This is a genomic window from Methylotenera sp., from assembly GCF_036401095.1.
Lineage (GTDB): Bacteria > Pseudomonadota > Gammaproteobacteria > Burkholderiales > Methylophilaceae > Methylotenera.
In genome coordinates, this window is sequence record NZ_DASWWA010000017.1 from 1 (window position 1) to 24,886 (window position 24,886).

Here is a 24,886-nt window from a genome sequence, read left to right on the forward strand (position 1 = left end):
GTAAGCTTTTGCTTCGCCGCCGTATTTCTTTGTCAATACAGTGGTGATCGCTGCTGTCAATGTTGTCTTACCATGGTCAACGTGGCCAATCGTACCTACGTTAACGTGCGGCTTGGTCCGCTCAAATTTACCTTTTGCCATTGCTTCAGTCCTTTACAATATTTTATTAACCATAAGTTTTATTAGAATTAATAAAACTTGTTCAAATCAGAACATTTAATCTTTCGCTAAACAGCTACTCGTTATCAAACATTCACTATCTAACAACCTCTAAGCCGCCACAGCAATTTGCCATCAACTTTGCACTCAAGCCTTATGGTGCCCATGGCGGGAATCGGACCCGCGACCTCTCCCTTACCAAGGGAGTGCTCTACCACTGAGCCACATGGGCGCTTAATCCGCAACACTCAACTGGTGGAGCGGGCGACGAGGTTCGAACTCGCGACATCTTGCTTGGAAGGCAAGTGCTCTACCAACTGAGCTACACCCGCGTACATGCTACCAACGCCAACAAGCTCAAATTACTGCAACTTACTATACTTTTTACAACTTTATATTTTACAAACTGGTGGAGGGGGAAGGATTCGAACCTTCGTACTCTGAGAGAACGGATTTACAGTCCGTCGCCTTTAACCACTCGGCCACCCCTCCTCACCGATCCCGCGATCATGCTGGATATTTAACTTGCTGTTAAATGCACAACAGGGAATTTGCTAAGAAACTGGTGCCGGGTATCGGAATCGAACTGATGACCTTCGCATTACAAGTGCGCTGCTCTACCAACTGAGCTAACCCGGCGTTTTCGTGAGATGCGTATTATACGCATCTTTTAATAAAAGTAAATTATTTTACGATTTTTAATACAGGTTTTTTACTTTTTATTAATTCTTCTTTATTTTCAACAGGTTCCGCATTTTCTTTCGCATCATCCGCTAAAAATGGCACTTCTTCTTGCTCTGGATCGGCCTCAAAAAACATTCCTTGACCATTTTCACGTGCAAAAATACCCCTTACTGCACTCATGGGCACATATATATTTTGTGACACACCACCGAAGCGCGCAGAGAATACCACAGAATCATTATCTATGTGCAAATCTTTTGTTGCACTGTAATTAATATTTAAAACAATTTCACCATCTTTAACATACGCCATCGGCACTCGGGTCTGCGCGTTGACCTCAACAATCAAATGCGGAGTTAAATTATTGCCCACACACCACTCATGCAGTGCACGCAACATATAAGGTTTGGTTGGGATCAATTCAGACATATTTAACGAACCTACTTAAGGATAGCTTCAGTTACAGATTGGGCGAATAGAGGCGTTTAATTAAAGAGCTTTAATCAAACGCCATCTAAACGATTTTGACAACTAATTACTTATACTACTTATTACTTGCGCATTGCTTTTTCTGAAGGAGTCATTGCATCTGCATACAATGGTCTTGAGAATAAACGCTCTGCGTATTTCAAAATAGGTGCAGCTTGGTTCGGCAACTCAATACCGTAGTGACCCAAGCGCCAAAGCAACGGAGTTACCGCAACATCCAACATTGAGTAATCATCACCTAATAAATAATTCTGCTTAGCAAAAATAGGCACTAGTTGCGTTAAGTTATCACGTATCGTAGCACGTGCTTTATCTGCTTTTTCTTGATCACCAGACTCAATATCAACAATATGACTGAACAAGTCTTTTTCAAAGCTATATAAAAACAGTCTTGCACGCGCACGCATTACTGGATCTGGCGGCATCAACTGTGGGTGCGGAAAGCGCTCATCAATGTACTCATTGATAATATTAGCTTCTGACAACACCAAATCACGCTCCACTAATACTGGCACATGATTGTATGGATTAATGACCGCTAGATCTTCTGGCTTATTTGCCAGATCAACATCAATCACCTGAAAGTCCATGCCTTTTTCAAACAAGACAATACGACAGCGGTGGCTATAGGGATCTGTAGTCCCCGAATATAAAGTCATCATAATTTAGTGTATTTCCTTCCAGTAAGCTTTTTTAAGTTTGTATGTTAGAACTAACAACACACCTAAAAACAGCAAGACGAACCAACCAAGTTGGTTTCTTTGATGCTTTGCCGGCTCAGCCATATAGGCCATAAAGTTTGTTAAATCACCTACCAAAGCATCATATTCCTCAACAGATAGCTTGCCAGGTTTTACCAGTTTCAATGCATGTGTTTCATGATTCAACTCTTGCTCACCTTGCAACTCGTAAAGCACATGCGGCATACCCACCTTATCAAACACCGTGTTGTTCCAACCCGTTGTTCTGGTACTGTCGCGGTAGAAACTACGCATATAGGTGTAAACCCAATCCGCACCACGTGCACGCACCTCTACAGACAAATCAGGTGGCGCAACGCCAAACCATTTTGCTGCATCTTTTTTATTGATGGCAACTTTCATCGGATCGCCAATTTTCTCACCAGCCAACAGGAGGTTGTCTTTGATCTGCTTTTCGGTCAGACCAATTTCTAGCAATCTGTTATAGCGCATGTAATTAGCGCTATGGCAATTTAGGCAGTAATTAACGAAAGTACGCGCACCACGCTGCAAAGACTCATGGTCAGCAGCATCAATCGGCGCTTTATCTAAACTCACACTTTCATTTGCATTAGCCAACATTGGCGCAGCAAGGAAAGGCATCAACAACATCGCTAACAATAATTTTTTCATGGTTATTATCCTGTTACCCTTTCTGGCACTGGTTTAGTTTTATCTTTTTTCGTATACCAAGGCATTAACGCAAAGAACAAGAAGTAAACCACTGTAAAGATACGTGCAACTACAGTAGCGCGATCAGCACCACCCATCCATGCACCGAACTGCCCCCAAACATTAGATGGCACAGTACCAAGATAACCAAGCACCAAGAAACTGATGACAAAAGCAACCAACCATTGTTTATATAGTGTGCCACGATAGCGAATAGACTTCACTGGGCTCTTATCTAACCAAGGCAATAAAGCAAAAGCTACTACCGATAAGCCCATTGCCGCAACACCAGGGAACTGAGAGTTCAAGATAGGCGGAACTGCACGCAAGATTGAGTAATAAGGCGTGAAGTACCAAACTGGCGCAATGTGTGCTGGCGTTTTAAGCGGATCAGCAGGCACAAAGTTATTTGCCTCCAAGAAGTAACCGCCCATCTCAGGCGCAAAGAAAATAATGGCTGAGAACACGATCAGGAACATAGACACGCCAACCAAATCCTTCACTGTATAGTAAGGATGGAATGGAATCCCATCTAAAGGAAAACCTGTTTTCTTATCTTTCAGCTTTTTAATTTCAACGCCATCTGGGTTGTTTGAGCCGACTTCATGCAAAGCAATCAAGTGAGCAACAACTAAACCAACCAATACAAATGGCAAGGCAATTACGTGGAACGCAAAGAAGCGATTCAAGGTTGCATCAGATACCAAGTAGTCGCCACGCAACCACTCTGAAACGTCTGGACCGATAAATGGAATAGCTGAGAACAAGTTAACAATCACTTGCGCACCCCAGTAAGACATTTGACCCCAAGGCAATAGGTATCCAAAGAATGCTTCACCCATCAACACCAAGAAGATTGCCACACCGAATAACCAGATTAACTCACGTGGATTTCTGTATGAGCCGTAAATGATGCCGCGGAACATATGCAGATAAACCACAACAAAGAACATAGACGCGCCAGTTGAGTGCATATAGCGAATCAACCAACCCCATGGCACATCACGCATGATGTATTCAACAGAGCCGAATGCTAAGTCAGCATCTGGTTTGTAATGCATTGTTAGGAAAATACCGGTCAAAATTTGCAGCACCAACACCAACAATGCCAATGACCCAAAGAAGTACCAAAAGTTAAAGTTTTTTGGTGCGTAATATTCGGTTAAATGCGCTTTAACGTTACTCGTTAATGGAAAACGTGCGTCAACCCAATTTAAACCGTCATTTAAAGCGCTAGATAGCGCTGATTTATTTTTATCAGTCATGATTATGCTTTCTCTTCAGTATCAACGCCAATCAGAAGTAGATTTTCACTCAAATATTTATGCGGTGGCACCACTAAGTTGATAGGGGCTGGAGAACCCTTAAACACACGGCCAGCCAAATCAAATTTAGAGCCATGACATGGACAGAAGAAACCGCCAGTCCAACCATCACCCATATCGCCACCTTTTTGCAATTTGCCGCTAGGTGAACAACCCAAATGCGTACAGATACCAACAATCACAGCAAGATTAGGCTTAATTGAACGCCCTTCGTTCTTACAGTAAGCTGGTTGTTGTGAAGTTACATCTGATGCAGGATCTGATAATTGACCATCGTGCTGAGCCAATTCCGCTGTCATCTCTTCAGTGCGATTGATAATCCATACTGGCTTACCACGCCACTCAGCCGTCATCATAGTGCCCGGCTCAATTTTGCTGATATCAACTTCTACAGGTGCGCCTGCTGCTTTAGCACGCTCACTTGGCGTCATGCTTTTTACAAAGGGTACTGCAACGGCAGCACAACCCAATGCACCCACTGCAGAAGTGGCGATTAAAAAGTTACGTTTTTCTTGGTCTACTTGAGAACACCCGCACGATTGCGAGTCAGCCTGCTGATTGTCATTTTGGTTGTCTGACATGTTTTCCTCTTGCTCGAAAGGATTGACTGGATTAGACGCCACGCCTTAGCTAGGCATGCAGCGTCACCTTTTACTAAAAATCTAAACACACATTACTGGGTAACTGACTATCTTCAATTAAGATGTAACCTGCACTACTTAATAACAGCAAAAGCAATTTAAAGTATAGACAAGGCTTGATGTTTAGGCGCCAGATTATACAATTTTTTACCCCCCAATTAAAGCTTTATTTATTAAGTTACTGAAATAAAACGATTAAACCGGATTGTGTATATCAACAAACACATGCTCCAAATCAAATTTTTCCGCCAAATGCCTACCTAGCGCCTGCACCCCATAACGCTCTGTCGCATGATGACCTGCCGATATATAGGCCACACCAGACTCAAGTGACTGATGCACTGTTTGCTCGGAGATTTCACCGCTAATAAATAAATCTGCACCCAGCGCAATTGCCTGATCTATATAACCTTGCGCCGCACCCGTACACCAAGCAACCTTTTTAATCGCTTGCGTGGCTTTACCAATTGTAAGCACCGGACGGCCCAAACGCTGTTCGACTAAGTCAGCAATTGACGACAGCGGCACACCCTCCGCTAGCTCCGCGCAGGCGATTAACTCTTCAGTGCCGACGTAGCTCTGCGCCTCAAACCCCAGCAGCCTGCCAAGCTGTACGTTATTACCAAACTCACCATGAGCATCCAGCGGCAAATGGTAGGCCATCAGATTGATATCATGTTGTAGCAAGAACTTAATGCGCTTACGCTTAATACCAACTAGCCCTGGCGCCTCATTGCGCCAGAAATAGCCATGATGCACCAAGATTAAATCAGCATCTGCCTGATGCGCAGCTTCCAGCAACGCCATACTTGCCGTAACCCCAGTCACAATCTTGTTGATTTCGGCACGACCCTCTACTTGCAAACCATTTGGGCAGTAATCTTTGAAACGCGCTACTTGCATCAGTTGTTGGGTATAATGATTTAACTCATTGATTTTTACCATAAGCTTCAAACCTTTAAAATGTTAGGCTATTGATTTTTCGATTGCAGACCTTATATCAAAATGTGACATATGGGTGAATACTCAAACACTGATGCAACCTTAGATTAAATTTGATTAATTACCATACTTAAGAAGTAAATAAAGATGAATAACTCTCTACACAAAAGATTATGGCTAATTTTTGCGCAAGCAGCCACCATCTGCATGGCATTAATATTTGCCTTACGCATTTTCTACCCAAATTTTTTCAATTTCAGAGAACAGGCCTTAGTGGTCAAACAGGCCGAACCAAGCAGCGCCACCAGCACAGTCTATTCATATAGCAATGCCGTAAAAAAGGCGATGCCGGCGGTTGTTAATATATTCACCAGCAAAAAGCCACGTAGCAGTCCACATCAGGATTTTTTAGAGGACCCTGCGTTTCGCCATTTCTTTGGCGACCAACTGGACGAACCAGAACCTCAAGCGCAGCCAGAAAATAGCTTAGGCTCAGGCGTTATCGTCAGCAGTCAGGGTTTGATTTTAACTAACAACCACGTAATTGCTACCGCCGACTCTATTGAAGTCGCTTTATCTGACGGCAGAAAAATGACAGCAACAGTGGTCGGCACCGACCCCGACACCGACTTGGCACTCATTAAAGTGGATGCCAATGATTTACCGGCAATCACCTTCGCCAGTTCAGACGCGCTTAACGTGGGTGACGTAGTATTGGCCATCGGCAACCCATTTGGCGTTGGACAAACGGTGACACAAGGCATCGTCAGCGCACTTGGCCGCAGCCATTTGGGGATTAATATTTATGAAAACTTCATACAAACCGACGCCTCAATCAACCCAGGCAACTCTGGTGGTGCTTTAATTAACACGGAGGGCAACCTTGTGGGCATTAACAGCGCCATATACTCACGTAGCGGTGGCTCTATGGGCATTGGCTTTGCAATCCCGACTACGCTAGCACGACAAGTCATGGAGCAAATTGCGGCGCAAGGCAACGTTACACGTGGTTGGATAGGAATTGAGGCTCAGGACATTACACCAGAGCTAGCAGAGTCATTTAGATTAAACAAAGCACAAGGCGCTTTAATTGCTGGGGTACTAAAACACAGCCCGGCAGACAGGGCCGGTTTACGTTCTGGCGATATATTGGTTGCGATTGAAGGCAAGCCAGTGACAGACAGCGGTAGCATGCTCAACCTGATTGCAGCATTACAACCTAATCAAAAAGCAACGCTGCAAATTGTACGTGATGGCGCTATCGCCAACATTGCAATTATTATAGGCAAGCGCCCCAAACCAGTAGCGGCACCAGAGTAAGCCTAGGCTGGCGGCAAAATGGTAGGTTCACTTTCTTTTTCTTTAGTAGTGAACCTTGCCACCACAATGCCTAATTCATACAGCAGCCACATAGGCATTGCCAGCATAAATTGTGAAATTACGTCTGGCGGTGTTACTACTGCAGCAATCACAAACGCACCAACCACGACGTAACCTCTAGCTTCTTTTAACGCATGTATTGACACCCAGCCAAAACGCGCCGCCATGACCACCGCAATCGGCACTTCAAATGCCAGGCCAAACGCAAAAAACAATGTAATGATGAAGTCCAAGTAATTACCTATATCCGTCATCACGGCAACGCCTACAGGCGCAGTACCGACAATAAAACCAAAGATTACCGGAAACACTAAAAAATACGCAAAAGCCATGCCTGACAGAAACAAAAAGCTGCTGGCTAGTATGATAGGAATCATGAACTTCTTCTCGTGCGCGTATAGACCCGGCGCGACAAATGACCAAATCTGATACAAGGTATGTGGCAATGAGAGCAAAAATGCTGTCATCATTGCGACCTTCATCGGTACAAAGAACGGCGTAGTCACCGCAGTGGCGATCATCTGCCCACCTGCTGGCAGCTTGCTTAGCAAAGGCGCTGCTAGCAAGGCATATATTTCATTTGCAAATGGAAACAGTGCAATAAAAACAACAATAAAACCGACCACGATGCGTAGTAAGCGGTTTCTTAACTCAATTAAGTGTGTGATGAAATTTTCTGTAGGAGTCACAGCGTTCGCTAATCTTTTACTGAAGTAGGGGAAGGTTGGTGCGTTTTAGTAGCAATATCTGCCGTATCATCGCCTTGCTGCTGTGGGTTTTGGTTTAGCGGGTCGACCGCTTCTGCCAAATAGTCCACTCCACTCTTGATGCCAGCCTGCGCGCTTTCTGTCGTCTGCTGGATTTCTTGCTGCAGCTTCTGCAATTCGGCAAATCGTGACTCACGATTCACCTCCTCTTTTATTTGCGCCATATAGCGCTGCATACGTCCAACCATAGTACCAATAGTGCGTGCAACTTTAGGCAGCTTTTCAGGGCCGATTACGATCAGCGCAACAATCGCGATTACAACCAATTCAGAGAATGCAATATCAAACATGCTGACTAGACCTTATCACCAAAGATGCGATGCGCTTCAACATTGAAACTGCTATTTGGCAGCAGTCGTTGATTTAGCTTTTGCTGGCGCTTTTTTTGCCGTTGTGGATTTAACTTTGGTCGCGGTAGTTTTACTAGCAGTAGCTGTTTTTGCCGGCGCTCTTTTTTTAGCCGCTGGTTTTGCTGGTGTCACAGCAACCGCCTCCCCCTCAATCAACACTGAGTTATTAGCAATCTGCTCTTGCTGAGGCGTGTCAGCAGCAGCGCTCTTTCCTTCATTCACGGCTTCTTTAAAGTTTTTTACTGCACCGCCTACATCGCCACCGATATTACGAAGTTTCTTTGTGCCAAATACGAGCACTACAATGAGTAAAACTACCAACCAATGCCACCAAGCTCCGATTCCCATTGCTACTCTCCTAATTAAATATGTTTAAACTATGTTTTAGGTAGGGTGTTACCACCACCAAATACATGCATGTGCATATGAAACACTTCCTGCCCGCCTTCACGTCCAGTATTAATCATGGTGCGGAAGCCAGCCAAACCTTGCTCTTTAGCCAACTCAGGCGCAAGCAACAACATCTTACCCAATAATGCCTGATGTTGCGAGTCACAACTCGCCAAACTATCAAGGTGCTGCTTAGGCACTAATAAAAAGTGTACTTTAGTTATAGGGTGTATGTCATGAAAAGCGATGACATCTTCATCCTCATAGATTTTCTTTGAAGGAATATCACCTTTAGCAATCTTACAAAAAATACAATCAGCACTCATTTTTTCAACTTTCTATTTACTGCACACATCGAGCCAAATAAAACGACTCTTGAGCCAAACGAAATTAATAGTCCTAGTATTATTTGTCGCGGCTAGCTTTCTCAACAATACCTGACAAGCCTTCACGTCTTGCAAGTTCAACAAGCACATCCTGTGGCTTCAAATCGGCTTTAGCTAACATAATCATGGTATGGAACCACAAGTCAGCCGTCTCGTAGATGATTTCATCTTTATTGCCGCCTTTGGCCGCAATCACCGTTTCCGTTGCCTCTTCGCCTATCTTTTTCAAGATACTGTCCATGCCTTTAGCATACAGCTTTGCTACATAGGATGAGGCTGGGTCTGCAGTCTTGCGCTGCTCCAGCAGTTCTGAAAGTCGGGTTAGCACATCATTCATATCATTACTCATGCTTATAAATCTCATCAGGATTCTTGATTACCGGCTGGTCTATCACCCAACTATCATCTTTCAAGGTCTTAAAGAAACAATTATGCCTGCCGGTATGACAAGCAATACCACCCACCTGTTCGACTTTAAGCAAAATCACATCCTCATCGCAGTCCAGACGAATCTCATGTATCTTTTGTACATGACCAGACTCCTCGCCTTTACGCCACAGTTTATTGCGCGACCTAGACCAATAAACAGCCTGATTGGTTTCGCTACTCAACTGCAAGGCTTCGCGATTCATCCAGGCAAACATCAACACACGCCCGGTGTCATACTCCTGAGCGATGACGGGAACAAGACCATTGGCATCCCAAGTGACTTCATCTAACCAATTCATCTAACAACCTATCTATTGAAATATCTGTTGAATCAAGCATTACGCAGCTGTAGCACCAATAGCGAGTGCCAATCAACTTTAATGATGGCTAGAGGAGTGGCTAGCGCCTAACCTCAATACCATATTGCGCCATGTAGTCTTTAGCCTGCTTAACTGTATATTCACCATAGTGAAAAATACTCGCGGCCAGTACGGCATCAGCACCACCCTCTTTAACACCATCGACCAAATGCTGCAAATTACCTACGCCACCTGAGGCGATAATCGGCACTTCTACTGCATTGCTAATGGCTTTATTCAGTGGATTATTAAAACCAATTTTAGTGCCGTCTCTGTCCATGCTGGTGACTAACAATTCGCCAGCACCAAGACTCACCATATATTCTGCCCACTTCACGGCATCCAGACCGGTTGCCTTACGGCCGCCATGTGTAAACACTTCCCACTCAAATGGCTGGTTATCTACTTTTTTAGCATCAATCGCAACCACAATACATTGCGAGCCAAACTTAGCAGCTGCATCTTGCACCACTTTAGGATTAAGCACCGCTGTAGTATTGATGCTAACTTTATCCGCACCTGCATTTAACAGGCGACGCACATCTTCAACCTCGCGCACTCCGCCACCGACAGTCAGCGGGATAAATACCTGACTAGCCACTTCTTCAATAATATGCAGAATAAGGCCACGGTTATCTGAGCTTGCGGTGATATCTAAAAAAGTAAGCTCATCCGCCCCTTGGTCATCATAGCGCTTGGCAATTTCTACCGGGTCACCAGCATCTCTGAGCTCAAGAAAGTTAACGCCCTTTACCACACGGCCATTTGTGACATCCAAGCAAGGAATAATACGTTTGGCTAATCCCATCAACTAAACCTTATGCACTTAACTCATCGGCAAGCTGCTGAGCTGCCGCAAAGTCTAAGGTGCCTTCATAAATTGCACGTCCAGTAATCGTACCAATAATGCCTTCATTGGCTACCGCGCATAATTTTCTAACATCATCTAAATTTGTAACGCCACCAGAAGCAATCACAGGTATTGTTAACGCCTGCGCCAAGGCAACCGTGGCTTCGATATTGACACCAGTCAACATGCCATCACGACCGATATCGGTATAAACAATAGACTCTACGCCGTAGTCTTCAAATTTCTTTGCCAAATCAATTACATCATGACCTGTCAGCTTAGACCAGCCATCAATCGCAACTTTGCCATCTTTAGCGTCTAGGCCAACCATAATCTGGCCAGGGAACGCATAACATGCCTCATGCAGGAAACCTGGAGTTTTTACCGCCGCAGTGCCGATAATGACATAATCAATACCGCTATCTAAGTAGCGCTCAATCGTGTCTAAATCACGGATACCGCCACCTAATTGAATCGGGATATCACCGCCAACAGCACTCACGATAGACTTAATCGCCCCTTCATTGACAGGCTTGCCAGCAAAGGCGCCATTCAAATCCACCAGATGCAGGCGTTTACCGCCACGATCAACCCAATGCCTAGCCATCGCGCCTGGGTCTTCTGAGAACACTGTCGACTCTTCCATCAAACCTTGCTTTAGTCTGACGCAGTGTCCATCTTTTAAATCAATTGCTGGGATAATTAACATAATGAGAATTAATTTTATATACGAAAAAGTTAAAAAGAGAATAGCTGGTTATATATTAAGGCCAACTTAAATAGGTGACCAATTGACAAAATTGCTCAACAACTGCAGGCCGGCATTTGCACTTTTTTCTGGGTGAAACTGTACTGCGAATAAATTATCTTTAGCAATTGCGCAAGTAAAACGCTTAGGATAGTCACTATAGCCCTCGACGATTACATCGTCCGCAGGCTGTACATAATAACTATGTACATAATAAAACCTAGCACCGTCTTCTATACCCTGCCAAAGCGCATGCGCTTTAGCGTCTGCATGATGACGCTGGTAAACCTGATTCCACCCCATGTGTGGGACTTTAAGCTTTTCGCCTTGGCTATCTACCATGTCAGCATGTGCAAATCGCTTCACACTACCCTTAAACAAACCTAGACCCGCTGCATCGCCTTCTTCTGAACGCTCGAATAGCATCTGCAAACCAATACAGATACCCAAGAACGGTTTATTTTTTGCAGCATCAAGTACAGCACTACGTAAACCGCGTGCATCCAACTCACGGATACAATCTGGCATTGCACCTTGCCCAGGAAAGACAACGTGTGATGCTTTTGCAACATCGTCGGGGTTACTCGTCACGACTACATTTTTTGTAGGTGCAACATGCTCCAAGGCCTTTGACACCGAGCGTAAGTTACCCATGCCATAATCAATTACTGCAATATCAATTGTGCTCATATTTTAAATGTTGCCGAATGTCACTATTCAAGGTTAGGTCTGGGCAGACTTATAGACTACCTTTTGTCGACGGCATAATTCCTGCCATACGCGCATCCAGCTCTACCGCCATGCGCAACGCACGTCCAAATGCTTTGAATATTGTTTCAGCCTGATGGTGTGCATTATGGCCTTTTAAATTATCAATATGCAAAGTGACATTAGCATGGTTAACAAAGCCTTGGAAAAACTCATGCACTAAGTCGACATCAAAATTGCCGATTGCAGCACGCGTGAAAGTACAGCCGAACTCCAAGCCCGGGCGTCCAGAAATATCCAGCACCACCCTTGATAACGCCTCATCCAACGGCACATAGGCGTGACCGTAACGGCGAATACCCTTTTTGTCCCCCACAGCCTGAGCAAAGGCTTGGCCCAAGGTGATGCCAATATCTTCAACCGTGTGATGCGCATCAATATGCAAATCACCCTTAGCATTCACCTCGATATCCATCATGCCATGACGCGCAATCTGGTCTAGCATGTGATCCAAGAAGCCTAGGCCCGTGTTAAATTGAGAAATACCAGTGCCATCTAAGTTGATGCTCACAGTAATTTGGGTTTCTAGCGTGTTTCTAGTAATTTTGGCGTTACGCATAAGTCTAATATTTTATGTTATCAGCATGCATTTTAACCCATTACAAGGTTGTAACACATAGCTACATGATGAATTTAAAGTCTAAAATAAAAAAACCCCAGTTTTAAGGCTGGGGTTTTTTACTAAACTACTTAGTGATTAGCTAAATAATTTTTTGATCCAGCCGAACAAACCACCAGTTGAACCGCCATGAGCGATTGCAGTGATTTCTGCAGCAGCAGCAGCTGGGTCAGCAGCGCCGTAGATTGCAGCACCAGCAACAATGATAGTTGCGCCAGCGTCACGTACTTGTGCAGTTGTAGCAGCTTTAACGCCACCAGCAACAGAAATTTCAAGACCTAAGTTCAAGCCAGCAACTAAAGCCAAGTCACCAAATGGTGTTTGACCTGCAGCTTGTTGATCTAAACCAGTGTGCACGCCAATGATGTGCGCGCCTAATTTAGCAACTTCTTGTGTACGTGCTTTTTTGTCAGCAACATTAATCAAGTCGACCTGTGCTTTTTTACCGTATTTGTTAGCAACGTCGATTACACCTTTGATTGTACCGATGTCTGAAGTACCCAATACTGTACAAATGTCAGCACCTGCTTTGTAGAATGGCTCAGCTTCGTAGAAACCAGCATCCATTGTTTTCAAGTCAACTAAGATTTTGTTGTTTGGGAACTTAGCACGTAATGTTTGTAGTAATTTGATACCGTTATGCTTAATGCATGGTGTACCAATTTCTAAAATATCCACGTGTGGAGCAACCTTAGTTGCTAAAGCAACTGTTGCGTCGAAATCTAATGAGTCTAATGCCATTTGGGTTTGTGCCACGATACATCCTCCAACTAATAATAAATCAAAATAATGACTTACCTAGGTTAAAAATACAGATTGAAAATAATTATTATATTGTGCACAAAACGCACATTTCGCTATCATAACCGCACTTCGTGTGAAAATTCAAACTTTTCATGCTTAATTTGCATGTTTTATCTATATAAAAAGTTTGAACACAGCAAATAGTTCAATAAATGTCCGCAATAACACTGGTTTTTAGTAATACTCTTGGCATTTTCGCCTAAACTGCAGCAAAAGGCTTTATTCGCTCAACACAGCCTTTAATGCCTTAAGTAGCAGTACAGATTGCTCATCGGTACCAATCGTAATGCGCAGATAAGGCGCAATGCGGTTAGGCGACTTAAAGTGGCGCACGATAATGCCGTGCTCACGCAACTTTGCACTTAGCTCAGCACCATCACGCAGTTTATGTTTGGTAAAAATGAAATTAGCACCGGACGGCAGTACTTCAAAATCCAGCTCCTGCATGTTAGCCACCAAAGCATCGCGTGTTGCAATCACTTTTTGACAGGTCTCTTCAAAATAATCTACATCTTGCATTGCAGCTACTGCACCAGCAGAAGCAAAGCGGTCAATCGGATAAGAGTTGAAGCTATCTTTAACTCTTATCAGCGCCTCAATTAATGTTGCTGAGCCCAATGCATAACCGACGCGCAGACCCGCCAATGAGCGTGCTTTAGATAAGGTATGCGTCACTAACAGGTTAGGATATTGATCAATCAGGCTTACTGCTGATTCTGTACCAAAATCTACGTAGGCCTCATCAATCACCACCACGGACTCAGTATTGTTTTGCAGTATCCATTCAATCTTTTCCAAGGCAAGCGGCATACCGGTTGGCGCATTAGGATTAGGGAAAATAATACCGCCGTTAGGCTTTATATAATCTTCCGCACGGATGCTAAAATCTTCTGCTAGTGGAATCGTTTCATAATCGATGCCATATAGCCCACAATACACAGGGTAAAAGCTATAGGTAATATCTGGAAACAACAACGGCTGCGCATGCTTCAACAGCGCCTGGAACACATGTGCCAACACCTCATCAGAACCGTTACCTACAAATACTTGGCTGCTATCTAAATGATGCACTTTAGCGATTGCAGCTTTCAAGCCATCAGAATTAGGGTCTGGATATAAACGCAAGGTTTCTGCAGCTTCCAATTTCAAAGCTTCAATCACCTTAGGGCTTGGGCCATAAGGGTTTTCATTGGTATTGAGTTTTACCAAACTATTAATTTTAGGTTGCTCGCCCGGCACATAAGGGGTGAGCTTATGAACAACATCACTCCAATATTTACTCATACTAAACCCTCAGACATATGCGCTGTCATTACATGACCTAGCGCAAAATTAATAAAAGGCGCCATCCGTAACGGATATGCGCCTCATTGAGCACACTAGGTATCAGTTGATACCCAGCGCACCACCATTTTTTACAGAATTACTTAAGTCGGTACTCAGCAGAACGAGCGTGCGCCTGCAGGCCTTCGCCATAGGCTAAGGTTGCTGCAATTTTACCTAATACTTGCGCGCCTTCAGAAGACACCATGATTAAGCTTGAACGCTTTTGGAAGTCATAAACACCTAGCGGCGATGAGAACCTTGCTGTGCGCGAAGTAGGTAGCACATGATTAGGCCCTGCACAGTAATCACCCAGAGCCTCACAGGTATCACGCCCCATAAAAATAGCGCCAGCATGTTTGATTTTTTTGCTAAATCCCAACGGCTCTTCTACAGACAACTCCAAATGCTCAGGAGCGATATAATTGCTAATCTCAGCTGCTTCATCCAGATCACGCACATGAATTAATGCACCACGGTCGGTCAACGAAGTGTTGATAATATCCTTACGTGGCATCTCCTCTACCAGCCTTTGCATGCTAGCAGCGACTTGATCCAAAAATGCAGCATCTGGGCTCAACAATATAGATTGAGCTAGTTCATCATGCTCAGCTTGTGAGAATAAATCCATAGCGATCCAGTCTGGGTCAGTTTTGCCGTCACAAATCACCAGGATTTCAGAAGGGCCTGCCACCATATCAATACCAACCACACCAAACACACGGCGCTTGGCAGCAGCAACATAGGCATTACCAGGACCTACAATTTTATCTACTTGCGGCACAGTTTCTGTACCATACGCCAATGCACCTACTGCTTGTGCGCCACCGATACAGAACACACGATCCACGCCGCAAACCGCGGCAGCTGCTAGCACCAGCTGATTTTTCTCGCCATTAGGTGTAGGCACCACCATAATCAACTCTTGCACACCGGCCACTTTAGCTGGAATCGCATTCATCAACACTGAAGAAGGGTAAGCCGCTTTGCCGCCCGGCACATACAAACCGACACGGTCAAGTGACGTGACTTGCTGACCAAGTAAGGTGCCATCAGCCTCGGTATAGCTCCATGAGCTCATCAACTGTTTTTCATGATAACTTTTTACACGGTCTGCGGCGGCTTGCAATGCAGCGCGCTGCTCAGCTGGCAGCCCCTCTAAGGCTGCAAGTAGCTCAGACTGACTGATTTCCAGCTCGCTCAGTTGGCTCGCATCAGTTTTATCAAAACGATTGGTGTATTCAAGCACTGCAGCATCACCACGACGCTTCACATCTTTTAAAATGTTGGCAACCACCACATCGATGTTGTCGTCTTGCGCAGTTTCAAATGCAAGTAACTGCTTTAAGTTCGCCTGAAAATCGCCATCTAAAGTAGAAAAACGTCTAATTTTCATATCATTAGCCTATGTGCCTAAATTATTTATTTTTTGCAATTGCTGTTTGGAATGCATCCATAATCGGCTGCAACTTGTCGCGATTAAGTTTTAGTGAAGCCTGATTAACCACTAGCCTAGAGCTAATATCACCCACTTCCTCTACCGCTTTAAGCTTGTTAGCACGCAAGGTGCCACCGGTGCTGACCAAATCCACAATCACATCCGCCAAGCCTACTAATGGGCCCAATTCCATAGAACCATACAGCTTGATTAAGTCCACATGCATGCCTTTTGCCGCAAAATGCTCACGTGCTGTTTTTACATATTTGGTCACAACCTTAAGGCGGGCACCACTGCGAATCGATCCAAAATAATCAAAGTCATCACGCACAGCCACCATCATTTTGCATTTTGCAATTTGCAGGTCTATCGGCTGATACAAACCATCGCCACCATGCTCATCCAACACATCCTTACCTGCGATGCCCAAATCAGCAGCGCCATACTGTACATAGGTAGGCACATCGGTTGCACGCACGATAATCAAACGCACATCAGGGCGATTGGTTTCTATAATCAGCTTACGGGATGATTCAGGATCCTCAGCCGCATGTATGCCTGCTGCTGCCAACAATGGTGCTGTTTCTTCAAAAATTCGGCCTTTTGAAAGTGCTATCGTAATCATTTTCAGTATTCTCTATGCTATTCGCTTTACGTTGGCACCTAAGGCATTCAACTTAGCTTCCAAGTTTTCATAACCACGATCTAAATGGTAGATGCGTTCAATCACCGTATCGCCACGTGCCACCAAGCCAGCAAGCACTAGGCTCGCTGAAGCACGTAAATCAGTTGCCATCACGGTAGCGCCATCCAGATACTCAACGCCTTGAACCAGTGCAGTATTGCCATCAATGCCAATATCAGCCCCTAAACGCTGCATTTCCTGCACGTGCATGAAACGATTTTCGAAGATAGTCTCTGTGACTTTAGATACGCCAGTTGCAATGGTATTCAGCGCCATAAATTGCGCCTGCATATCGGTTGGAAATGCTGGATGCGGTGCGGTGCGGATATTTACCGCTTTTAATTTGCCATTCGCTTTGACTGTAATCGCATCAGTCTCTACGGTTACCGTGGCTCCGGCCTCGCGCAATTTCTCAATGACGGCATCCAGCAAATGTGCCTGAACATTACGCAACTTAACTTCGCCACCAGTCATCGCAGCGGCCACCATATAGGTACCTGCTTCAATACGATCACACACGATATTATGATCAGCACCAGTCAGGCGCTCTACACCTTCAATAGTGATCACATCGGTACCGGCACCGCTGATTTTTGCGCCCATTTTAATCAGGCACTCTGCCAGATCTACTACTTCGGGTTCTTTTGCAGCATTCTCTAGAACTGTAGTACCTTGCGCTAAACTAGCTGCCATCATCAGGTTTTCAGTGCCAGTCACAGTGACTAAATCCATGTAGTAACGCGCACCTTGCAAACGACGGTTAGGTAAATGCAAGGTACTGGCTTGAATGTAGCCATGCGTGATATGAATAGCGGCACCCATCGCCTGCAAGCCTTTAATGTGCAAATCTACAGGCCTAGACCCAATCGCACAGCCACCCGGCAAGGACACACGTGCTGTACCAAAGCGAGCTAACAATGGCCCCAACACCAAAATTGAAGCGCGCATGGTTTTCACCATTTCATAAGTTGCCTCAAACGAAGCAACATCGCTGGCATCCAAGCTCACTTTATCAGCCTCGCGCCTTACTTTAACACCCATGGTATCGAGCAGTTTGATTGTAGTGTCGATATCTTTCAGCGCAGCCACACTACTCAAGTTGAGCGGTGTTTCAGCCAGCAAAGACGCACACAAGATTGGCAGGGCCGCATTCTTAGCTCCAGAAACGACAACCTCACCATGAAGGCGATTACCGCCTGTAATCAGCAGTTTGTCCAATTATTTAGTCGCATTCAGTAATGTTTGCAACTCACCACTTTCGTACATGGCACGCATAATGTCTGAACCGCCAATAAACTCACCGTTGACATACAACTGTGGAATGGTTGGCCAATTTGCATAAGTCTTAATACCCTCGCGGATATTTTGATCTGCCAACACATCAATTGCCACGTACTCTACGTTACAGGCATTGAGGATTTGCGTTGCTAAGTTTGAAAAACCACATTGTGGAAACTTTGGGCTACCTTTCATATACAGCACTACTGGGTTACCTGTTACCTGACTTCTAATTAATTCCTGCGTATCCATTATTTATCCTAATTACAAAACTTTATTACAAAATTTTTCACTGACGTCTGTTTAGACACTCTTTAAGCTTAGTTGTTAGCTTGCAACTTCAACCACGCCTCTGGGGTTAAAGTCTGCATTGATAAGGCATGAATTTCAGCTCTCATCCTGTCGCCAAGCGCTGCGTAAACCAATTGATGCTGCTTAACCATGGTCTTACCAACAAATTCAGGACTGACAATCACCGCCTCAAAATGCGTACCGTCATCACCTAATACTTTTATATAATCACACGCTAAATTTTGCGTGATGTATGTTTCTAACTGCTGCGCACTTAACACGTGTCACTCACCTTTAATAATTCAACTAGCTAAATTGCTTAACTCAGCATTATGACCTAAGTTTATAGCCTGATTTTAACATTTTTAATGTGATCAGTGCTAACACTAGGAAGGACGCCGCCACTATGAGTAAACTGAGTGCTGGAGATACGTCACCCTTACCAAAGAAGCCATACCTAAACCCGTCTATCATGTAGAAAAATGGATTTAAATGAGAAACTTTTTGCCAAAATGGAGGCAATGAATGAATCGAGTAAAACACGCCTGATAAGAACGACAATGGCATGATAATAAAATTTTGAAACGCGGCCATCTGGTCAAATCTATCTGCCCATATACCTGCGATAATGCCAAAAGTGCCGAGCAGCGCACTGCCAAGCAAACCAAAGGCAATAATCATCCATGGATTAGCCACCGTTAAATCTACAAACCACATGGCCACGAGATAGATACACAAGCCCACCACCAAGCCACGAATAATCGCAGCAATCAGGAACGCCATAAAAAACTGCAAATGCGTGAGTGGTGTTAACAAAACAAATACAATATTACCCATCACCTTCGACTGAATCAGGCTAGATGAACTGTTAGCAAATGCATTTTGCAGCACAGACATCATAATCAAACCCGGTATTAAAAACTCAGCGTAGGCAACCCCATCATAAACCTGCACATGCTTATCTAGCACATGCGAAAAAATCAGCAAATACAGCAAAGCAGTAATCACTGGTGCAGCCACAGTTTGGAACGACACACGCCAAAAGCGCAGCAGCTCTTTTTTGAGTAAGGTCCACGGCCCTCTCCAACTTGAGACCTGATTACCAGTTGTAGATTGTTTTACATCATTCATCATAATTGATCCGCCAATTTATGCTCAGCGGCAGCATTACCCACCAATGACAAAAATACGTCCTCTAAATCAGCTTCGCTTAATTGCATGTCTATCACCTTAATGCCGCCAGCGCGCAAAGACGACAGCACATATTCAATCTGTATCATATCGGTTAAAGCAAAGGTATAAACCCCACGCTCCACATGGCGCACCATGCTTTGCACCTCTTGTGGCAAATGCACATCGCCTAGCGTCAATCGCAGATGCTTGCCTGCAAACTTGTTGAGCAAGTTAGCCGTGCTATCAAGCGCAACAATTTCACCTTGCTTCATCATTCCTACCCGGCTACACAGTGTTTCAGCTTCTTCTAAATAATGCGTGGTCAAAATGATAGTGTGACCGTCGCGGTTTAGTTTTTTAATAAACTCCCAAAGCATTTGGCGCAACTCGACATCCACCCCTGCAGTAGGCTCATCCAGCACGATGACTGGCGGCTTATGCGCTAGAGCTTGCGCAATCAGCGCGCGACGCTTCATCCCACCCGACAACTTGCGCATATTGGTATGAGCCTTATCCGCCAAGCCTAAGCCTTCTAACACTTCATCCACCCAAGGGTCATTTTCACGGCCCAGTCCAAAATAACCAGCCTGAAAGCGCAACATTTCTCGCACATTAAAAAATGGATCAAACACCAACTCTTGAGGCACAACTCCTAACAACTGACGCGCCTGCTGATACTGCTGCTGGACATCAAAGCCCATGACAGCAATATTGCCAGCACCAGGAGCGATAAGACCCGCCAAGATATTAATTAATGTAGATTTTCCGGCACCATTCGGTCCAAGCAAAGCGAAAAATTCACCCTGCTCGATAGTGAGATCAACCCCTCTTAAAGCATGCAGCGCACCAAAGTGCTTATGCACATCACGAATTTGAATTGCAGGATGGTTCAAAAGAGACTTTCGATTAACAGTTTAAACATTAGGCATGCAGCAGCAGAAAAACTCAACGCATTCAAGCGATGCTAAATATACGCCAGCACACAAAGAAATTTACAGCTTTTAAATACATTAAATCAAAGCGTCAAAACCCTTTCGAATACCGAAAGGGTTTTGAGTGGGAACCAAATTGCTACTTAAGCACTGAGCGGAATAAAATCAGACACACCATAAAGTGTAGCCAAACTTTCTAGCCCCTCCGGTAAATTTACAAAGCTGATTTTATGCTTGGCAGCGATGGCTCGACGCTGCCATTCCATCATCAAGCTAATTGCAGAGGTATCAGTATTAGTAACCGCAGAAAAATCTATCTGTAATGCTTCACTTATCTCCAAGCCAGCGCTCTCAACAAGTACCGCATTGGCATTATCAACCAGTATTTCACCAGAGAGCAGCCACGTATTTCCTTGCAATACTATATTACTCATACGCCAGATGCTTTATTCTTATCCGCGAGTTTTTTATTCAAGCTATCAAGACCATTCTCACGAATTTCACTGCTGAACTGGCTACGGTAATTAGTCACCAAGCTTACACTTTCAATCACAATATCGTAAACTTTCCAGCCGTTATCAAGTTTTACTAGGCTGTAATCCACTGAAATAGGTTGACCGCCTGGCTGTAATATCTGAGTTTTTACGCTCACATTTTTTGCCGCTGCATCAGCACGCAAAGGCTTGTACTCAATCACTTGGTTTTTATATTTACCTAGTGCTGTAGCATAGGTACGCAACAATAAAGTACGGAACTCTTTTTGGAAAGCAGCTTGCTGCTCTGGTGTAGCAGAGCGCCAATTCTTACCTAGCACCATGCGACAAACGCGCTCAAAATCGAAGTTAGGCAAGATTTTCTCTTCAGCCAGTGCATAAATCTTTTGCTGATTACCCGCTTGAATGTCCTTATCATTCTTTAGCGTGTTAAGCACATCTTCAGCAGTACGCTTAACTAACTCATCCGCAGTAAGCTCTGCCTGAGCCAAGCTTGCATTAACAAACATTGCGGTTACAAAAGTGACATTCATCACCAACTTCAAAAACATTTTCATTTGAGACCTTTTATATTTTCGCCAAAATGACAAATTAACATCAAAAAACAATTACTAACCGTGACTAGAACGGCGCATCACCCAATTCGGTTGACTTTTCTTTTGCAGGCTCACTAGTTGCAGGCGCTGCTGATTTATCTTTATCCGTTTCAGAAGCTTTGTTATACAAAAATTGACTAATCATTTTTTCTAACACAATGGCATCTTGGGTCTGGCTAATTTTATCACCAGTTTTTAGTACATCATCTTCACCACCAGCTTCCAAACCGATATATTGCTCACCCAACAAACCTGCCGTATAAATATTGGCAAATGTATCCTTTGGAAACTGATAACGCTTATCTATTTTAATCGTCACGACTGCCTCGTAAGTTTTGGCATCGAAGCTAATGTCAGCAACGCGACCAACCACCACACCAGCACTTTTAACAGGTGCATTTGGCTTTAAACCACCAATATTCTCAAATGAAGCGCTGACAGAGTAAGTCTCGCCAATTTTACTCGAGGTTAAATTACCAACCTTCATAGCAAGGCCCAGCAATGCGGCTGCGCCTAAGGCTACAAAAACACCTACCCATAAATCTATTTTTGTTCTATCCACTTCACTACCCTCTCAACTTTGTTTTTATGGGCTAAACAACCAGCATAAAAGACGTTAATACAAAATCCAAACCTAATACAGTGAGCGATGAAATCACCACAGTTCTAGTAGTAGCATGACTGACACCCTCTGCCGTAGGTGGTGCATCAAAACCCTCGAACAGCGCAATCATCGTACAGGCAACACCAAACACTACACTTTTAATCACGCCATTAATAATATCTGCACGCACATCCACATTAGCCTGCATTTGCGACCAGAATGCACCGTCATCTACACCAATCAGTGGCACTGCCACCAAGTATCCGCCTAGCACACCGACCATAGAAAACAGTGCCGCAAGAATAGGCATGGAAATTACACCGGCCCAGAATCTTGGCGCAACCACGCGTGCGATTGGATTAACAGCCATCATTTCCATAGCTGACAACTGCTCGGTTGTTTTCATTAGGCCAATTTCAGCTGTAATTGCAGTACCAGCACGTCCGGCAAATAATAAAGCCGTCACTACCGGCCCCAACTCACGCACCAGAGCCAAGGCGACCAACACCCCTATCGCCTCTGATGAGCCATATTTTTGCAGTGTGTTATAGCCCTGCAATGCCAGCACCATGCCAACAAAAAATGCGGACACGATAATAATCAGTAAAGACATGACGCCCGTAAAGTAGACCTCACGCAACGTTAAGTGAAAACGCCTGAAACTTTCGCCTGAGTAAACAATGGCAAGCATAAAAAGCCTGGTTCCTGCACCTAAACGCCAAACACGCGCAATCATACGACTGCCGATACCGCGCAAAAGCCGAGAAACCATATTAATTATTATATTAATCATTAAACTAAATCCATTAAACTGCCAATTTGCAACTGAACACTCAACAGCTACATCTTCAACCCAATAGCTGAGCCCGGTAATCGGGCGCCGCATAATGGAAAGGCACTGGGCCATCTTTTTCCCCATGCACAAACTGATGAACAAATGGAAGGGTAGATTGTATTAAATCTGCCGGAGTACCTTCTGCTGCCACTTCGCCATTTGCGACAAAGTACACATAGTCAGCAATCAAAAAGGTTTCTTTAACATCGTGTGAAACAATAATAGAAGTCGCGCCCAGCGCATCATTCAGGCTACGAATCAAGCCGCATATCACACCCATAGAGATTGGATCCAAGCCGGCAAATGGCTCATCATACATAATAATACTTGGATCTAAAGCAACAGCCCTTGCCAGCGCAACACGGCGCGCCATACCGCCAGATAGCTCTGTAGGCATAAATTTATATGCTCCACGCAAACCCACCGCATTCAACTTAAGTAGGACCAAATCACGAATCATAGACTCGGGCAAATCTGTTAGCTCGCGCATTGGGAACGCAACATTATCAAACACGCTTAAATCGGTAAATAAAGCACCGTGCTGAAACAGCATACCCATACTGCGACGCAATTGATATATGCCATCACGGCTTTGCTCATGCACTACTTGCCCATTAACGCGCACTTCGCCTTTTGTTGGTTTAACTTGCCCACCAATCAGGCGTAGCAATGTAGTTTTACCGCTACCGCTACCACCCATAATGGCGACAACTTTCCCCTTAGGGAAAGCCATGTTAATACCCTTGTGCAATACGCGACCATTGTACCCAAAGGAAAGGTTATCGATTTCTACAATATTTGATGTCATTTAAAGCACAATTTTCAGTTAGGTTTCTTGCTTTTATCCAAGGTGCCATTTTAGAACAATTAAGATTCTACGCAAGCTTAAATGTCACATATACAAATTCAAGTACTCGCACCAATAAAAAAGCCCGCCATAAAGCGGGCTTTTAAAGCTAACTTAAAATTAGAAGGACATGCACACAGTATATGGATCAGCATCCACTATTGTTGCTGTTGTTATGGCATTTGTGTTTGCACCAGCGGTACCTGCGCCTAACGCCCTTAATGACCCAGTCGAAGTGTCTCCGTCATCCATATTAATATCAATCTGCTTAACTAATTGCCCTCTAATATTTTCAGAGCAAACAACATACAAACCCGTCATTCCAGTAATAGTATTGAATCCAGTCATACTTTGCACACCAATTCGACCATTATCGGCATTTCTAGGATAGTAATTTGGATCATTCACCAAAGTAGGCCCCGTAGCAAAACCAGCCAATCGCACATGCTGCCAAAATAATGCTGACTCAGAAGTACCATCCTCCACATTCCATGCACCACCTATACGCGCATTCCCTACTGGTCCATTGGTTGTTGCCAAAGTTGAACCAGTAATATGTGTTACCACATTCGCATCATCACCAGGCAAGGCCCTAAATTTATCTTGGTAGCCATAAATAAATATCTGCGCATTTTTGAGATCACTCGCAATGCTTTTTGCTTTTGCACTATTAATCAGCTCTTGCCCTTTAAGTACGCCTCCAAGCAATAGGCCAATAATTACTAGCACAATTGCCAACTCAATCAGCGTAAAGCCTGCCTGTGTTCTTTTCATTTAATTCCCCGAACTGTGCGCAATTAGCGCGCCAATTTAAACATGTAAGTTAAAACACCCTGTGAGTGTCAATTTTTAACTAGCAAATAACATACCAGCTACAATTGACTACAT

General features: G+C 44.3%; 33 protein-coding genes and 4 tRNA genes. 1 reads left to right on the forward strand and 36 read right to left on the reverse strand.

Annotated features, from left to right (window positions below; all coding sequences use genetic code 11):
• The 11 genes from VGD82_RS09750 to VGD82_RS09800 all read right to left on the reverse strand — a co-directional run.
• Positions 1 to 141 (reverse strand): GTP-binding protein (locus VGD82_RS09750; RefSeq protein ID WP_305630293.1); only part of this gene is annotated, 141 nt, incomplete at its 3' end.
• A 175-nt stretch (positions 142 to 316) separates the two neighbouring features.
• Positions 317 to 391: transfer RNA gene (locus tag VGD82_RS09755), tRNA-Thr, on the reverse strand.
• A gap of 24 nt (positions 392 to 415) precedes the next feature.
• A tRNA-Gly gene (locus VGD82_RS09760) sits at positions 416 to 491 on the reverse strand.
• Positions 492 to 566: 75 nt separating this feature from the next.
• Positions 567 to 651, reverse strand: a tRNA-Tyr gene (locus VGD82_RS09765).
• A 71-nt stretch (positions 652 to 722) separates the two neighbouring features.
• Positions 723 to 798 (reverse strand) — tRNA-Thr (locus VGD82_RS09770).
• Between the two features lie 45 nt (positions 799 to 843).
• Positions 844 to 1,272, reverse strand: coding sequence for a ClpXP protease specificity-enhancing factor (locus tag VGD82_RS09775; RefSeq protein WP_331020212.1), 429 nt, complete (start codon positions 1,270 to 1,272; stop codon positions 844 to 846).
• 122 nt (positions 1,273 to 1,394) lie between these two features.
• Positions 1,395 to 1,994 (reverse strand): glutathione S-transferase N-terminal domain-containing protein, encoded by a 600-nt coding sequence (locus VGD82_RS09780; protein ID WP_331020213.1) that lies wholly within the window; start codon positions 1,992 to 1,994, stop codon positions 1,395 to 1,397.
• Positions 1,995 to 1,997: 3 nt separating this feature from the next.
• Positions 1,998 to 2,705 carry a cytochrome c1 gene (locus VGD82_RS09785; protein ID WP_331020214.1) on the reverse strand — a complete coding sequence of 236 codons (708 nt, stop codon included), beginning with the start codon at positions 2,703 to 2,705 and terminating at the stop codon, positions 1,998 to 2,000.
• Positions 2,706 to 2,710: 5 nt separating this feature from the next.
• Entirely contained in the window at positions 2,711 to 4,009 is a 1,299-nt protein-coding gene (locus VGD82_RS09790) for a cytochrome bc complex cytochrome b subunit (protein ID WP_331020215.1), read from the reverse strand.
• Positions 4,010 to 4,011: 2 nt separating this feature from the next.
• A complete protein-coding gene (gene petA, locus VGD82_RS09795) occupies positions 4,012 to 4,650 on the reverse strand; it encodes a ubiquinol-cytochrome c reductase iron-sulfur subunit (RefSeq protein WP_331020216.1) in 639 nt (212 codons plus the stop codon).
• A gap of 255 nt (positions 4,651 to 4,905) precedes the next feature.
• Positions 4,906 to 5,655, reverse strand: a complete 750-nt coding sequence (locus tag VGD82_RS09800; RefSeq protein WP_331020217.1) for a Nif3-like dinuclear metal center hexameric protein — start codon at positions 5,653 to 5,655, stop codon at positions 4,906 to 4,908.
• 144 nt (positions 5,656 to 5,799) lie between these two features.
• Here VGD82_RS09800 and VGD82_RS09805 point away from each other — a divergent pair, with 144 nt between their 5' ends.
• A complete protein-coding gene (locus tag VGD82_RS09805) occupies positions 5,800 to 6,972 on the forward strand; it encodes a Do family serine endopeptidase (RefSeq protein WP_331020218.1) in 1,173 nt (390 codons plus the stop codon).
• Between the two features lie 2 nt (positions 6,973 to 6,974).
• On the opposite strand, the gene tatC is transcribed toward VGD82_RS09805, so the two are convergent.
• The 25 genes from tatC to VGD82_RS09930 all read right to left on the reverse strand — a co-directional run bounded on the left by tatC (position 6,975) and on the right by VGD82_RS09930 (position 24,772).
• Positions 6,975 to 7,721 carry a twin-arginine translocase subunit TatC gene (gene tatC, locus VGD82_RS09810; RefSeq protein WP_331020219.1) on the reverse strand — a complete coding sequence of 249 codons (747 nt, stop codon included), beginning with the start codon at positions 7,719 to 7,721 and terminating at the stop codon, positions 6,975 to 6,977.
• Between the two features lie 8 nt (positions 7,722 to 7,729).
• Complete coding sequence (gene tatB / locus VGD82_RS09815) at positions 7,730 to 8,089, reverse strand: Sec-independent protein translocase protein TatB (RefSeq protein WP_331020220.1); 360 nt, start codon at positions 8,087 to 8,089, stop codon at positions 7,730 to 7,732.
• Positions 8,090 to 8,140: 51 nt separating this feature from the next.
• Complete coding sequence (gene tatA, locus VGD82_RS13045) at positions 8,141 to 8,497, reverse strand: Sec-independent protein translocase subunit TatA (protein WP_414684497.1); 357 nt, start codon at positions 8,495 to 8,497, stop codon at positions 8,141 to 8,143.
• 29 nt (positions 8,498 to 8,526) lie between these two features.
• Positions 8,527 to 8,865 carry a histidine triad nucleotide-binding protein gene (locus tag VGD82_RS09825; RefSeq protein ID WP_331020221.1) on the reverse strand — a complete coding sequence of 113 codons (339 nt, stop codon included), beginning with the start codon at positions 8,863 to 8,865 and terminating at the stop codon, positions 8,527 to 8,529.
• Positions 8,866 to 8,944: 79 nt separating this feature from the next.
• Positions 8,945 to 9,262 carry a phosphoribosyl-ATP diphosphatase gene (locus VGD82_RS09830; protein ID WP_331020275.1) on the reverse strand — a complete coding sequence of 106 codons (318 nt, stop codon included), beginning with the start codon at positions 9,260 to 9,262 and terminating at the stop codon, positions 8,945 to 8,947.
• A 4-nt stretch (positions 9,263 to 9,266) separates the two neighbouring features.
• Positions 9,267 to 9,653 carry a phosphoribosyl-AMP cyclohydrolase gene (gene hisI, locus VGD82_RS09835; protein WP_331020222.1) on the reverse strand — a complete coding sequence of 129 codons (387 nt, stop codon included), beginning with the start codon at positions 9,651 to 9,653 and terminating at the stop codon, positions 9,267 to 9,269.
• A 100-nt stretch (positions 9,654 to 9,753) separates the two neighbouring features.
• Entirely contained in the window at positions 9,754 to 10,521 is a 768-nt protein-coding gene (hisF, locus tag VGD82_RS09840) for an imidazole glycerol phosphate synthase subunit HisF (protein WP_331020223.1), read from the reverse strand.
• A 10-nt stretch (positions 10,522 to 10,531) separates the two neighbouring features.
• On the reverse strand, positions 10,532 to 11,272 hold the full coding sequence (hisA, locus tag VGD82_RS09845; RefSeq protein WP_331020224.1) for a 1-(5-phosphoribosyl)-5-[(5-phosphoribosylamino)methylideneamino]imidazole-4-carboxamide isomerase: 741 nt from the start codon (positions 11,270 to 11,272) through the stop codon (positions 10,532 to 10,534).
• Positions 11,273 to 11,338: 66 nt separating this feature from the next.
• Positions 11,339 to 12,001, reverse strand: coding sequence for an imidazole glycerol phosphate synthase subunit HisH (gene hisH / locus VGD82_RS09850; RefSeq protein ID WP_331020225.1), 663 nt, complete (start codon positions 11,999 to 12,001; stop codon positions 11,339 to 11,341).
• Positions 12,002 to 12,050: 49 nt separating this feature from the next.
• A complete protein-coding gene (gene hisB / locus VGD82_RS09855) occupies positions 12,051 to 12,638 on the reverse strand; it encodes an imidazoleglycerol-phosphate dehydratase HisB (protein WP_135278039.1) in 588 nt (195 codons plus the stop codon).
• 138 nt (positions 12,639 to 12,776) lie between these two features.
• Positions 12,777 to 13,454 (reverse strand): 3-hexulose-6-phosphate synthase, encoded by a 678-nt coding sequence (hxlA, locus tag VGD82_RS09860; RefSeq protein WP_331020226.1) that lies wholly within the window; start codon positions 13,452 to 13,454, stop codon positions 12,777 to 12,779.
• Between the two features lie 267 nt (positions 13,455 to 13,721).
• Positions 13,722 to 14,786, reverse strand: coding sequence for a histidinol-phosphate transaminase (gene hisC, locus VGD82_RS09865; protein WP_331020227.1), 1,065 nt, complete (start codon positions 14,784 to 14,786; stop codon positions 13,722 to 13,724).
• A 139-nt stretch (positions 14,787 to 14,925) separates the two neighbouring features.
• Positions 14,926 to 16,221 carry a histidinol dehydrogenase gene (gene hisD, locus VGD82_RS09870; RefSeq protein ID WP_331020228.1) on the reverse strand — a complete coding sequence of 432 codons (1,296 nt, stop codon included), beginning with the start codon at positions 16,219 to 16,221 and terminating at the stop codon, positions 14,926 to 14,928.
• A gap of 22 nt (positions 16,222 to 16,243) precedes the next feature.
• On the reverse strand, positions 16,244 to 16,888 hold the full coding sequence (gene hisG, locus VGD82_RS09875; RefSeq protein WP_135278044.1) for an ATP phosphoribosyltransferase: 645 nt from the start codon (positions 16,886 to 16,888) through the stop codon (positions 16,244 to 16,246).
• A 12-nt stretch (positions 16,889 to 16,900) separates the two neighbouring features.
• Positions 16,901 to 18,166 carry a UDP-N-acetylglucosamine 1-carboxyvinyltransferase gene (murA, locus tag VGD82_RS09880; protein WP_331020229.1) on the reverse strand — a complete coding sequence of 422 codons (1,266 nt, stop codon included), beginning with the start codon at positions 18,164 to 18,166 and terminating at the stop codon, positions 16,901 to 16,903.
• Complete coding sequence (gene grxD, locus VGD82_RS09885) at positions 18,167 to 18,478, reverse strand: Grx4 family monothiol glutaredoxin (RefSeq protein ID WP_331020230.1); 312 nt, start codon at positions 18,476 to 18,478, stop codon at positions 18,167 to 18,169.
• Positions 18,479 to 18,546: 68 nt separating this feature from the next.
• Positions 18,547 to 18,798 carry a BolA family protein gene (locus tag VGD82_RS09890; RefSeq protein ID WP_135278050.1) on the reverse strand — a complete coding sequence of 84 codons (252 nt, stop codon included), beginning with the start codon at positions 18,796 to 18,798 and terminating at the stop codon, positions 18,547 to 18,549.
• 49 nt (positions 18,799 to 18,847) lie between these two features.
• The gene (locus VGD82_RS09895) at positions 18,848 to 19,651 is read right to left on the reverse strand and encodes an ABC transporter permease (RefSeq protein WP_331020231.1); all 804 of its coding nucleotides are present in this window, start codon (positions 19,649 to 19,651) and stop codon (positions 18,848 to 18,850) included.
• Positions 19,648 to 20,583, reverse strand: coding sequence for an ABC transporter ATP-binding protein (locus VGD82_RS09900; RefSeq protein WP_331020232.1), 936 nt, complete (start codon positions 20,581 to 20,583; stop codon positions 19,648 to 19,650). The genes VGD82_RS09895 and VGD82_RS09900 overlap by 4 nt, the downstream gene beginning before the upstream one ends.
• A gap of 182 nt (positions 20,584 to 20,765) precedes the next feature.
• Positions 20,766 to 21,056 (reverse strand): STAS domain-containing protein, encoded by a 291-nt coding sequence (locus VGD82_RS09905; RefSeq protein ID WP_331020233.1) that lies wholly within the window; start codon positions 21,054 to 21,056, stop codon positions 20,766 to 20,768.
• A complete protein-coding gene (locus tag VGD82_RS09910) occupies positions 21,053 to 21,673 on the reverse strand; it encodes an ABC transporter substrate-binding protein (RefSeq protein ID WP_331020234.1) in 621 nt (206 codons plus the stop codon). Before VGD82_RS09910 ends, VGD82_RS09905 begins: the two co-directional genes overlap by 4 nt.
• Before the next feature lie 64 nt (positions 21,674 to 21,737).
• Complete coding sequence (gene mlaD, locus VGD82_RS09915) at positions 21,738 to 22,274, reverse strand: outer membrane lipid asymmetry maintenance protein MlaD (protein ID WP_331020235.1); 537 nt, start codon at positions 22,272 to 22,274, stop codon at positions 21,738 to 21,740.
• Between the two features lie 31 nt (positions 22,275 to 22,305).
• Positions 22,306 to 23,109, reverse strand: a complete 804-nt coding sequence (gene mlaE, locus VGD82_RS09920) for a lipid asymmetry maintenance ABC transporter permease subunit MlaE (RefSeq protein ID WP_331020236.1) — start codon at positions 23,107 to 23,109, stop codon at positions 22,306 to 22,308.
• Between the two features lie 55 nt (positions 23,110 to 23,164).
• Positions 23,165 to 23,959 (reverse strand): ABC transporter ATP-binding protein, encoded by a 795-nt coding sequence (locus VGD82_RS09925; RefSeq protein WP_331020237.1) that lies wholly within the window; start codon positions 23,957 to 23,959, stop codon positions 23,165 to 23,167.
• 159 nt (positions 23,960 to 24,118) lie between these two features.
• Complete coding sequence (locus VGD82_RS09930) at positions 24,119 to 24,772, reverse strand: prepilin-type N-terminal cleavage/methylation domain-containing protein (protein ID WP_331020238.1); 654 nt, start codon at positions 24,770 to 24,772, stop codon at positions 24,119 to 24,121.
• Between the last annotated feature and the right edge of the window lie 114 nt (positions 24,773 to 24,886).

Bases quoted from the DNA above. Each gene is read 5' to 3' on its own strand.
- VGD82_RS09910 (WP_331020234.1), bottom strand. From the start codon at position 21,673: ATGAAAATGTTTTTGAAGTTGGTGATGAATGTCACTTTTGTAACCGCA.
- petA (WP_331020216.1), bottom strand. From the start codon at position 4,650: ATGTCAGACAACCAAAATGACAATCAGCAGGCTGACTCGCAATCGTGC.
- VGD82_RS09825 (WP_331020221.1), bottom strand. From the start codon at position 8,865: ATGAGTGCTGATTGTATTTTTTGTAAGATTGCTAAAGGTGATATTCCT.
- VGD82_RS09905 (WP_331020233.1), bottom strand. From the start codon at position 21,056: ATGAGTAATATAGTATTGCAAGGAAATACGTGGCTGCTCTCTGGTGAA.
- VGD82_RS09895 (WP_331020231.1), bottom strand. From the start codon at position 19,651: ATGATGAATGATGTAAAACAATCTACAACTGGTAATCAGGTCTCAAGT.
- mlaE (WP_331020236.1), bottom strand. From the start codon at position 23,109: ATGATTAATATAATAATTAATATGGTTTCTCGGCTTTTGCGCGGTATC.
- hisB (WP_135278039.1), bottom strand. From the start codon at position 12,638: ATGCGTAACGCCAAAATTACTAGAAACACGCTAGAAACCCAAATTACT.
- hisC (WP_331020227.1), bottom strand. From the start codon at position 14,786: ATGAGTAAATATTGGAGTGATGTTGTTCATAAGCTCACCCCTTATGTG.
- hisD (WP_331020228.1), bottom strand. From the start codon at position 16,221: ATGAAAATTAGACGTTTTTCTACTTTAGATGGCGATTTTCAGGCGAAC.
- VGD82_RS09805 (WP_331020218.1), top strand. From the start codon at position 5,800: ATGAATAACTCTCTACACAAAAGATTATGGCTAATTTTTGCGCAAGCA.
- VGD82_RS09790 (WP_331020215.1), bottom strand. From the start codon at position 4,009: ATGACTGATAAAAATAAATCAGCGCTATCTAGCGCTTTAAATGACGGT.
- hisG (WP_135278044.1), bottom strand. From the start codon at position 16,888: ATGATTACGATAGCACTTTCAAAAGGCCGAATTTTTGAAGAAACAGCA.
- grxD (WP_331020230.1), bottom strand. From the start codon at position 18,478: ATGGATACGCAGGAATTAATTAGAAGTCAGGTAACAGGTAACCCAGTA.
- VGD82_RS09780 (WP_331020213.1), bottom strand. From the start codon at position 1,994: ATGATGACTTTATATTCGGGGACTACAGATCCCTATAGCCACCGCTGT.
- VGD82_RS09775 (WP_331020212.1), bottom strand. From the start codon at position 1,272: ATGTCTGAATTGATCCCAACCAAACCTTATATGTTGCGTGCACTGCAT.
- hisA (WP_331020224.1), bottom strand. From the start codon at position 11,272: ATGTTAATTATCCCAGCAATTGATTTAAAAGATGGACACTGCGTCAGA.
- hisF (WP_331020223.1), bottom strand. From the start codon at position 10,521: ATGGGATTAGCCAAACGTATTATTCCTTGCTTGGATGTCACAAATGGC.
- hisI (WP_331020222.1), bottom strand. From the start codon at position 9,653: ATGAATTGGTTAGATGAAGTCACTTGGGATGCCAATGGTCTTGTTCCC.
- tatA (WP_414684497.1), bottom strand. From the start codon at position 8,497: ATGGGAATCGGAGCTTGGTGGCATTGGTTGGTAGTTTTACTCATTGTA.
- VGD82_RS09925 (WP_331020237.1), bottom strand. From the start codon at position 23,959: ATGACATCAAATATTGTAGAAATCGATAACCTTTCCTTTGGGTACAAT.
- VGD82_RS09785 (WP_331020214.1), bottom strand. From the start codon at position 2,705: ATGAAAAAATTATTGTTAGCGATGTTGTTGATGCCTTTCCTTGCTGCG.
- VGD82_RS09800 (WP_331020217.1), bottom strand. From the start codon at position 5,655: ATGGTAAAAATCAATGAGTTAAATCATTATACCCAACAACTGATGCAA.
- hisH (WP_331020225.1), bottom strand. From the start codon at position 12,001: ATGAGCACAATTGATATTGCAGTAATTGATTATGGCATGGGTAACTTA.
- VGD82_RS09830 (WP_331020275.1), bottom strand. From the start codon at position 9,262: ATGAATGATGTGCTAACCCGACTTTCAGAACTGCTGGAGCAGCGCAAG.
- tatB (WP_331020220.1), bottom strand. From the start codon at position 8,089: ATGTTTGATATTGCATTCTCTGAATTGGTTGTAATCGCGATTGTTGCG.
- VGD82_RS09930 (WP_331020238.1), bottom strand. From the start codon at position 24,772: ATGAAAAGAACACAGGCAGGCTTTACGCTGATTGAGTTGGCAATTGTG.